9 protein-coding genes and 1 pseudogene are annotated in these 9,817 nt (G+C 32.8%); 8 read left to right on the forward strand and 2 right to left on the reverse strand.

Going from position 1 to position 9,817, the window contains the following annotated elements; genetic code table 11:
- The 4 genes and pseudogenes from FOT98_RS33040 to FOT98_RS21660 all read left to right on the forward strand — a co-directional run.
- A pseudogene (locus tag FOT98_RS33040) lies at nucleotides 1-174 on the forward strand (HEPN domain-containing protein); the annotation flags it as partial.
- Between the two features lie 124 nt (nucleotides 175-298).
- Entirely contained in the window at nucleotides 299-2,071 is a 1,773-nt protein-coding gene (locus FOT98_RS21655; protein ID WP_033665586.1) for a phosphoadenosine phosphosulfate reductase domain-containing protein, read from the forward strand.
- Between the two features lie 78 nt (nucleotides 2,072-2,149).
- Nucleotides 2,150-2,284, forward strand: a complete 135-nt coding sequence (locus tag FOT98_RS33045; protein WP_000394600.1) for a hypothetical protein — start codon at nucleotides 2,150-2,152, stop codon at nucleotides 2,282-2,284.
- A gap of 61 nt (nucleotides 2,285-2,345) precedes the next feature.
- Nucleotides 2,346-2,666 (forward strand): hypothetical protein, encoded by a 321-nt coding sequence (locus FOT98_RS21660; RefSeq protein WP_000136245.1) that lies wholly within the window; start codon nucleotides 2,346-2,348, stop codon nucleotides 2,664-2,666.
- 689 nt (nucleotides 2,667-3,355) lie between these two features.
- Here FOT98_RS21660 and FOT98_RS21670 read toward each other — a convergent pair.
- Entirely contained in the window at nucleotides 3,356-4,225 is an 870-nt protein-coding gene (locus FOT98_RS21670; RefSeq protein WP_000158036.1) for a LysR family transcriptional regulator, read from the reverse strand.
- A 91-nt stretch (nucleotides 4,226-4,316) separates the two neighbouring features.
- On the opposite strand from FOT98_RS21670, the gene FOT98_RS21675 reads away from it, so the two are divergent.
- The 4 genes from FOT98_RS21675 to FOT98_RS21690 all read left to right on the forward strand — a co-directional run bounded on the left by FOT98_RS21675 (nucleotide 4,317) and on the right by FOT98_RS21690 (nucleotide 9,110).
- Nucleotides 4,317-5,504 (forward strand): MFS transporter, encoded by a 1,188-nt coding sequence (locus tag FOT98_RS21675; RefSeq protein ID WP_002019938.1) that lies wholly within the window; start codon nucleotides 4,317-4,319, stop codon nucleotides 5,502-5,504.
- A 1,087-nt stretch (nucleotides 5,505-6,591) separates the two neighbouring features.
- Complete coding sequence (locus FOT98_RS21680; RefSeq protein ID WP_000179384.1) at nucleotides 6,592-7,482, forward strand: aspartyl/asparaginyl beta-hydroxylase domain-containing protein; 891 nt, start codon at nucleotides 6,592-6,594, stop codon at nucleotides 7,480-7,482.
- 93 nt (nucleotides 7,483-7,575) lie between these two features.
- Nucleotides 7,576-8,487: a DMT family transporter gene (locus tag FOT98_RS21685; protein ID WP_000233488.1), complete on the forward strand. Its 912-nt coding sequence runs from the start codon at nucleotides 7,576-7,578 to the stop codon at nucleotides 8,485-8,487.
- Between the two features lie 158 nt (nucleotides 8,488-8,645).
- Complete coding sequence (locus FOT98_RS21690; protein ID WP_000827038.1) at nucleotides 8,646-9,110, forward strand: hypothetical protein; 465 nt, start codon at nucleotides 8,646-8,648, stop codon at nucleotides 9,108-9,110.
- A gap of 14 nt (nucleotides 9,111-9,124) precedes the next feature.
- On the opposite strand, the gene FOT98_RS21695 is transcribed toward FOT98_RS21690, so the two are convergent.
- Nucleotides 9,125-9,817: site-specific integrase (locus FOT98_RS21695; protein ID WP_144291143.1), on the reverse strand; the 693-nt coding region annotated here is incomplete at its 5' end.

Here is a 9,817-nt window from a genome sequence, read left to right on the forward strand (position 1 = left end):
ATTTTAGAACAGTGCGTGCAGCTAAATGGTTATGCTACAGACATTCGTTATCCGTATTTTGAAGCACTTACTGTTCAAGATGGATTAATCGCTATACAACATGCTCAAAAAGTAATGAGCTTTTATATGGAAAAGTTAAACAAGTTGAATATACATGAAATCACAGTTGATTAAAAATAGAGGATATACACAAAAGAGAGTGCCTATTAAATAGGGACTCTCTTTTTCTATCTAAAAACAGAGGAGGCATGCTCCATAGTAGTATGAAATGATACTTTGCTATGGGGATAACAATATAATGATGGATATATATAAAGAAATTAAAGAGGAAATGAAAAAAGTCTATTTATCACGCGATTGTTGTTTTGTAGGTTACAGTGGGGGGAAAGATAGTTCTGCCATGTTGACGTTACTATGGGATGCAATTGCCGAGCTACCACTAGAGGAACGTACAAATCCAATTCATATCTTAACTTCCGAAGTTGGAGTAGAAACACCTGCTATGACAGCTTATATCTCACGGACATTACAAAAGATCCAGGAGAATGCAAATGAACAAAACCTACCGTTTGTTGTTCATGGTGTACAACCACTTATGAGAGAATCATATTGGTATAAGGTAATAGGTAGAGGCGTTTTACCACCGAGCGGAAACAGTAGATTGAGATGGTGTACTGACTCTCTCAAGGTCAAACCGATGCAGCGAAAGATGAAAGAAATCTTAATATCTTCTCAAACTACTACTGCAGTAGAATGCTTTGATGAATATGATGGAGTGCTTATGTTGGCCGTTCGTAATGAGGAGAGTGGTCGAAGAAGACACAGTATCCAAAGGCATGAGATAAGTACTGATTCCTTATTTTCACGTCATAATGACATGAAAAATATCCTCTGCTTTAATCCAGTTAAATTTTTAACCGGTGATGAAGTATGGATGTTACTTTTAGATAGAGGGATACTGCCTTTTGGCGTGGATGTGGAAGAAATGAGCATACAGTATGGACAAGCTATGTTTGAATGTGGCATAAAAACAGGTGGGAAACAGCAAGGAAATGCTTGTGGAGCTGCAAATTCACGTAGTGGATGTTGGACTTGCCTGATGATGAATGGTGAGGATAAAATGTTGACCCAGCTAATAAGTGAGGGGTATACGGACTATGCTTATCTACAATCCTGGAAAAGCTTCTTACGTTCGATTAGAAACGATATTCGGTATCGGAATGTAATGAATAGACGAAGCCTGCAAACGCTCCTTAGAAACGAAAATAAAAGGGATTCAGACTTGTTTTCCATATGTAATCATGTTGAATATGATTATATTATGTTTGATCGCACAGAAAAAGGAGACTATGCACCAGGAGGGCTTACGGTAGAAGGTAGAAGAATGCTTTTAGAGTATCTACTTTTTACACAACAAAAGATGAATACAAATCTTATTTCTGAAGAAGAAATTGAGGCAGTGCTGCAAGCCTGGTATGAAACGGATGGAATTAGAGTATACCGAGATGAATTGGAACCTATACACCACGCATATCTAGGTGAATTGGTGTTCAAACCCGATTGTACAATAAATGAGGAAAAAACGACGTCTCCATTCCCTGTGTTTTTCGTGGAAATTGATATTCATTTAGGGAAACAGGAGATATTTCGTTGGATGAAGGAACGACAGAAAGTTACGCAGCAGAGTTTTTTCTTTTTTCCTTCAAATTATTCTAATGGTTCTGCAAAGCTTACATGGAACAAACTAACCTTTGTTGTATCTAGATTTGATATAACAGAAGCAAGAGATGCTGAACGTATTATACGTCAATGGTTAGGTATGACGATGTACCATGAAAGGGCAGAAGCACAACATAAGAAGATGCTTGTACAGCTGTTCATTCATTCTATGAAGAATGAGCAACTATTTAATCCGGATGAATTAGAAAATACGAAGATCCTATATACTACAGAGTTTATAAGTAGGCTCTCTCGATTGCTAGAAACAGAGGAGTTGCTATCCGAGGGGACTAATCACCTCTTTGCAAAAATACTTAAAGAAATGGCTAACGAAACATTTCTCATAGCATGATATATAAATAATAGATATATTTAGAGAGTACCTATTCAATAGGTGCTTTCTATATTACAAAGGCAAGAGGAGATTATAATGGAATTTAAAAAACTTATGAAGTATATAGAAGAGAATAAGGAAGAACACTTTGATGAATTAATTAAAAAAAATGAAAACGCAATTAAAGAAAGCGATAAAAAAAATGAGAAGGAAACAGATTTTAAAAAATAGTTACGATATTTACCGAAGAACTATTAGGAACTTATAAATATAGGATTCAAGGAGGATACTTATGACTGAAATTAGTTTAAAAGACAGATGTATTCAAATTCTAGCCACAATTCCAACAATAGTATTTTTTATTTGGAGCATGTACTACTGCTTTCAGCTATTTGTAGGAAATGAAATACCTGGAGTAAATCCTTTTACAAAGTTTATACTTGGGTTGATTACACTGTTTATGGGAATAGGCGGACTTATTAATTTAACTAAGCCTAATGTAGATGCTGTCGAGTTCTCCGTAAAGACACTTTGCGGGTTACTTGCAATTGGCTTTATATTAGAGTCAGGACAATTTATAGATATCGTAAAAGTAGTCATTAATTCATTGTAAAGAAATCATATATTTTTTAGTACCTTTTAAAAGCCCAATTATATTTTATATATAATTGGGCTTTTATTTTTCTGTAATAAATTGCAACTATAATTCGAGTTTAGAGAAAGGAATGTAGAATGCCACTTCTAAGTGTAACTTTCGAAAAAAGTCTGATTATTTATAATAGAGTTTGATTAAAAATCCTGTGTTGATATGCAGGATTTTTTCTTGTTCTACAAACGGGCCATTTTCTTGAGTAACACTTTAATGAAAATAATTATGGAGCAAAAAAATTGTGAAGATTTCCCCTTAAACTAAAGGGTTGTAAAGGGGGAAATCTAAATGATTGAAAATGCTCAAACAAACAGTAATTCAGTAATCTCTTCAAACCTTGGTATTATTTAGATCCTAATACCATTTATCGGTTTTTTTGGTGGTTTAGGAGTTGTAGTTGCTAGAAAAGCAACAAAAGAAATTATAGAAAAAAACCAAAGTGGTAGTGGATTAGCTACTTCTGGTTTAATTTGTAGTGTGGTGGGAATTATCATTCAAATCTTTTTAGTACTCAGTATTCTCGTTTTCTATTCTTTAAGAATTGTAGGATATCTTATTAAACTAATGGGCCAGTCCTGCCATGGTTTGGGCGTTCAAAGCGTCGCAAACCATGAATAGGATTGGCTTACTATGGGGAGTGGTTTAGTGTTTTATTAATAATTTCTATTTTTTGCCACATGAAGAAATTCCTTAACCGCAGGAGAAGCATTTGCAATTGATTGACAGGCAAGTGCTACTTCACGGCTGTTTTCAATATTTAGTTTGCTGATTTTTATGTTTTGCTGTGTCTTTAAAAATAATTCTGGACCTATCGTAACGCCAAGTCCTTCCTGTACCATATTAGTGATGGTTGTACAGTCGTGTACTTCAAAAAGAATAGATGGTTTAATTTGCGCTTCTGCAAATAATTCCTCAACATGTGATTGGTACATCCCTGTTGGCATAATAAAGGATTCATACATTAAATCATTCATTTCTACTATTTCTTTAGAATGAAATTGATGATCAGGGTGATAAGCGACTACCATCTTGTCTTTAATCAAAGGAACCAAATCGAAATTTGGGTTTGATTTTCCTTTTACTACAAATCCAATGTCAATAATGCCTGAACCTAACCATTCCGTAATCTCTTCATAGGTTCCTTCGTAAAATTTAAATTCTATTTTAGGATGCTTTTTCCGGAATTTTGCAAGTAATTTAGGCAATAGGCAGGAAGAAGCACTTGCAAAAGTGCCGATACGAATAATACCTGTTTCCAAGCTTGTCATAAGCGCAATTTCTTGATTAATGACTTCCACTCTTTTCAATATTTCTCTAATATGCGGCAGAATTTTTTGTCCTATATCTGTAAGTGTTATTCCTTTTTTTCGATCACGAATTAATAAAGAAACTCCCCATTCAGATTCTAAACTCGCAACTGCATGACTCACGGCAGATTGGGTCATATTTAACGTTTCAGCAGTTTCTGTAAAGCTTCCTAGCTCAACCACTTTTGCAATGATTTCGTAGCGCACAATAGTCATGAGTGATTACTCATCTCCTTTATTAAAAACATCAATTTTACTTATGTTAACATGGAACATAAAATAAAAACAGTAGTTCAAATATAAGGAGATGTACAAATTGAAAAATAATATGAATCAACTAATCATCATACTTTTAGCTTTAGGAGCTTTTGTAACAGGAACAGTAGAGTTTGTTGTTTCTGGAATTTTAGAACTGGTTTCTTTTGAATTAGATATTTCAATTTCAACGGCTGGTCAGTTGATTACGATTTATTCTTTATCTTATGCTATTGGAGCTTTGATCTTGGTCATGCTAACGTCTAAATTGGATCGTAAAAAGGTACTTTTATATGCTATCTCTATATTTATTCTAGGGAATCTAGTTGCATTTTTTAGCTATAATTTTGTCTTTCTTATGGTATCTAGAGTCATTATGGCGATGAGTGGAGGGTTATACATTGTTGTTGCCACCAATTATGCTGCGCAAATTGCAGTTCCAGAAAAAAGGGGTAGTGCTATGGCAACAGTCATTACAGGTTTCACTGTTTCATTAGTACTTGGAGTACCTATCGGAACATTTTTAGCTGGACATTTTGATTGGCACTATATTTTCTTAATTATTGCGCTTAGCACAGTTTTTTTAATACTAGGACTTTACAAATTATTACCATCAATAAAAGGAAACCAACCGCTGCCATTTACACAACAGCTACAAATTATGAAAGATAAACGAGTCCTTACTGGTTTAATGACAACGATCTTTTGGATTTTAGGATATACGATGGTGTTCGCCTACATTGCTCCATTATTAAGTCATACTGCTGGTTTTTCTATAGAAATGACAAGTATCGCTTTATTTGTTTTAGGCACTTTTGCTTTTATTGGCTCACGTTTTGGAGGATATGCGGTAGACAGATGGGGACCTAATCGAACGATTTCATTAAGTTTATGTGTTCATATCATTTCTTTATTTGTACTAACATTTACACAGTATAGGGCAGTCGGTGTATTTGTCACACTAGCCTGTTGGGGAGTAGCAACTTGGACAACGACACCAGCAAAGCAGTTTTATCTGATTTCACTAAAACCACAATCTTCTGAAACAGTACTCAGTTTTAATACCGCTTTAATGAATGTTGGAATGATGCTAGGTTCTGCATTAGGAGGAATCATTATTCAGTATACAAATATAGTGAATTTAAGCTGGATTGGAGGATTATTCGGTATACTTGCACTTATTTTTATCCGATATTCTTTCTATTTAAATAGAAAGAATATGAAGAATCACCAATTTTAAGGATAAAAATACTCTCCAATACCAGCATTTCAAAAACTTGTTGAAGGTTTTGAAATGGGAAATCATCACCCACCTTTGCAGTTGTGAAGGGAGAGGAAATGTATATTAGAGCGAACGTAACGAATATCAAGTTCGCTGTGTATTTAACACCTTTTGTATTGAAGAAGAGATCAAGGAGACTTTCATTAGAGTATGACTAATGAATATAGGATTTGATAAATATTTTAGTTATTCCATTAAAGGGCGCGATTGTGGAAGATCACAGACATAAAATAATCAAACTTTTTTATAAAAGTTCTATACTAATTCACAAGAGAAGAATCCGTTTTAATCAATCTTTTTTCAAAACAGATTCCTTTTATTTAACGTAAAATACGAGTTTGAAAGGTAATTTTGATCAAACACTATTTTAAAGCCACACTAAGATGGAAAATTAGATTATTACATCAAATAATTAGTTATATAAATAATACAAACATTTCTCAATTTTTTACAAAATTTTCAGTTTTTTCTTGCGAAACCGCACCACTATAGCATTCTATAGAAATTTAATGTTAATTTAATTCTTTATATTCAGAATTTTCAACAAAGAGCATATAGACCTGTTGTTATTTTTTCCCTATAATCAATCTGTAGTTTCAATATTCAATTTTCTGTAAATTCGCGCGAACCAGGAATTGTTTTAAAATATCTTTTACTAGGTAAAATAAAAACTACAAAAAATAATTATCATTTTATGGAAATAAGGTGATCTTTTGTTTGTTTGCAAAGAACATGTATTAAAAGTGATTAAAAATCTAAATGTACCGCATATTTGTGAAACAGACAAAAATATAAAATGTAGGTATTGTGATCATGCTTCTCAATATGAATTGTATATATTTGATTTCAGGAATATCTCAAAAAAATTAAGAATGTTCAGTACCCAATAGGTTATGTTATTTTTCAAAAATACTATATAGATTATTAGTCTATGCAAATAATCTTTTGGTCTAGATTCTGAAAAGAATACATAATCAGATTATTTCGTCACTTATATTGCGATTTAGTAATGTTCACATTATAATTAAAGGGGAGAATAGTTAATATGGCATCTTATATCATTGGTAAATTAAACTTAAACGAGGAATTATTAAAGAAAGATTTAGCTACTATAGCGAATTTTCCAGTTATTCCAGAAGAGTATGATGAATTCAGTTCGGGTTATTGGATGAACAACTCTTTATGGAATGCTTCAAATGATAAAAATGATACAATGTATCGTGATTTTGATCATGCAGCACAACAAACAGAGTATGGTAAGCAGTTACCTTACATTAACTCACTTCTTGAAGAATACTTCACTTTTGATAATTTAAAAATGGTTCGTACACGTAATTTAGTGGATGCAATGGTTATCCCACATAGAGATTTCGTTGAATTCTCTCATAGTACAAAGCAACGTTTCCGTGTCTTCTTAGCTTTAGAAGATAATGAAAAGGCCTTCCATTCAGATGAAGAAGCAGTATTCCGTATCAGAAAAGGCGAAATTTGGTTCCTTGATGCAGCAATTGGACATGCAGCCGCTAATTTCTCTAAGGATAGCCGCGTTTTCCTTTGCTTGGACTATGTATTTGATTGTGATTTTGATCCATCTGATATCTTCAAAGATAAAAAGACATATAATCGTGATTTAGAAAGATTTATTGTTCAACGAGATAAATTAGATGAAACATTTGAAGAGGAGTTAATTACTTCACTTTCTAAAGTAATTTCAAGAATTAATTTTAGAGATGTTGTATTCTTCTTATCGAAAATTCATTTTGAAAAAGATATCCCTGTTGCAAAATGCTATGATTGGCTAGATCAAATTGCAGAAAGAAGCGGTGATCAGGCAATTATTCAGAAAGCAAAACATTTACGTGAGTATATTATTGAACATCGTAATTTAGGTGAGCGCTTCAGTATGGATAACTGGAAAGAAGAAGTTACTGTTTGATTTTAGAACAAGTAAAGTAAGTTCTTTACATAAACAACCGATTTTATTTTAATAAAATCGGTTGTTTTACTATTTGTAATGTAGGAAAGGAAAATGGTTCATATGGAGATTTTAATCGGTATATTGTTTAGTATTTTATGGGCATCAGGTGCTATCGCCACAAAAATTGGTCTTTTATCTTCATCCCCTTTAATGTTTGCAACAACAAGGTTAATTAGTGCCGGTCTTATCATGTTTATCTTTACATATTTTATCAAATCTAACAGATGGCCTAAAGGAGTAGAGTGGAAACAGTTAGTTGTACTAGGTATATTGAATACCACTTTGTATGTAGGTTGCTGTTTCTTGTCACTAAAGTTGGTATCATCTAGTTTATTTAACTTATTTATCACAGTAAACCCATTTGTTGTTGCTTTGTTGTCTTCTATGTTCTTAAGTAGAAAAGTAACAAAACAAGAATGGGCTGGTATGTGTATTGCCGCGTTTGGCTTATTTATTGCCGTATATCCGTATTTAAAGGATACGCAAGCCACTGTATCAGGCATCATTATTCTTGCAATTGGCATGTTGTCTATGGGAATTGGGAGTGTATGTTTCACAAAATACGATATGAAGATTGATCGTCTAGTCATTAATACTTGGCAAATCATCTTTGGTAGTTTATTTGCAGTTCCTTTAAGTTTCTTATTAGATACAAATCCATATATTAATTTAGACATGAATTTTGCTATTGGTCTATTTTGGCAGGTTGTTATGACTTCGATAGTATCCATGTTACTATGGTTTTATTTATTAAAAAAAGATCCAATAAAAGCAAACAACTATCTATTCTTAACACCGATTTTTGGTTATTTACTAGCTTGGTTAATACTTAAAGAAAGTATTACAATATACCATCTGTTTGGTGCAATTTTAGTAATTGGTGGTTTGTTAATCTCAGGAACCATGAATATTAAAGACTTACTACGGTCAAAAACAAGAAGTGAAAAACATAATTCTATTTAAAGTTGAAATATTTGACCGCTCAATTCAACTAAATATGTAGTGAATGCTCTTGGTAATTTCGACTGAAGTTATCTTGGGCATTTTTTTGAGTTTTCTTCCATTCTTTTTCAGAATGTATGTAAAAAAGCTACATACGTTATAAAAAAGGAGGGAACGGAATGAAAAGACTTTGGTTTGTCATTTTGTTTTTTATCACCATGCTTACAGGTTGTTCTGTAAAAGATGTAAATTGGTACCCGATATCACAAGAGGTCATGGCCACTACACCAAAAGAACTCCCATTTCCAATATCCTATCCTACTAAATTACCTTTCGAAGTAGATTCAATAACAGTTACAAATGAGAATGCAGAACATGTTACCGTTGTTTATTCAAGTGAAGACAATCAAAACTTAATTGTTGAAATAACAAGAGGAAAGGATGTTTTCCCACAAAAATCTTTACAAAAGATCAATACATTTGATAAAACTCGTCAAGCATTTAATCATCAAAAAAATGAATCACATTATATATACTGGAATGAAAATGACGTACATTATCAAATTTATTCATCTAACGAAAATAAGAAACAATTAACAAATGATGAACTTTGTACAGTTCAAAAGTCTTTTTCGGTGAAATAGGAGTTACGTTTTTTTCATCGAGTTTTTTTAGATAACGTCAAGTATTGATAGTATCTTTTTAAAGATATTTTTGTTTTAAAACCTATTTTATTTACCAATTCATCTTCATTTATTCCTTGCTTAATTAGACGAAGAATAAACGTATTCCTCATCTGTTGTGCAGAAATACGTCTACCTAATTCTGCTCGTTTCACTTCCAGTCGAATCATCTTTTGTATAGCAACCTCAGACAAAGCCTTTGGTGCATCATTTTCGTAAACCCATCGATATGTACCTCGATTAAAATCAAATGCCACAAATAGGGGATTATCTGTGTGCTGTCGAGGTCTTACAGGTTCAGGGATAGTCGAATAATATTTGTAAAGCTGTTGTGTATCTTCAGCTGTTAAGAAGATGGATCTAGTAACTCCGTTTTCTCCTGGAACAATTAAAGTGTTCCTAGCAAACTGTATATGGCTCATATTAAGCGATACAAGCTCTTGCAAAGACAAACCGTAGTTTACTATTAAATTAATTATACAAACGTTTCTATCCATAATTAGAGGACGATATTTAACTTGTCTCTCTGTTAACCCCTTAGTTGATAGAACAGTTTGTTTTAAAAGTGCCTCTTCCAATTCGGTAATAAAATCATTGTCATTTAGTGATTGATCCGGAATTAAAGAGAGATGAATATCATCTAATGGACTAACTATACCTAAAAACAT

The organism is Bacillus sp. HY001, assembly GCF_007558965.1.
Taxonomy (GTDB): Bacteria; Bacillota; Bacilli; order Bacillales; family Bacillaceae_G; genus Bacillus_A; species Bacillus_A mobilis.

Excerpts from the sequence above, each read along its gene's own strand:
- FOT98_RS21655 (WP_033665586.1), top strand. The coding sequence starts at position 299 with ATGATGGATATATATAAAGAAATTAAAGAGGAAATGAAAAAAGTCTAT.
- FOT98_RS21660 (WP_000136245.1), top strand. The coding sequence starts at position 2,346 with ATGACTGAAATTAGTTTAAAAGACAGATGTATTCAAATTCTAGCCACA.
- FOT98_RS21675 (WP_002019938.1), top strand. The coding sequence starts at position 4,317 with ATGTACAAATTGAAAAATAATATGAATCAACTAATCATCATACTTTTA.
- FOT98_RS21680 (WP_000179384.1), top strand. The coding sequence starts at position 6,592 with ATGGCATCTTATATCATTGGTAAATTAAACTTAAACGAGGAATTATTA.
- FOT98_RS21685 (WP_000233488.1), top strand. The coding sequence starts at position 7,576 with ATGGTTCATATGGAGATTTTAATCGGTATATTGTTTAGTATTTTATGG.
- FOT98_RS21690 (WP_000827038.1), top strand. The coding sequence starts at position 8,646 with ATGAAAAGACTTTGGTTTGTCATTTTGTTTTTTATCACCATGCTTACA.
- FOT98_RS21670 (WP_000158036.1), bottom strand. The coding sequence starts at position 4,225 with ATGACTATTGTGCGCTACGAAATCATTGCAAAAGTGGTTGAGCTAGGA.
- FOT98_RS33045 (WP_000394600.1), top strand. The coding sequence starts at position 2,150 with ATGGAATTTAAAAAACTTATGAAGTATATAGAAGAGAATAAGGAAGAA.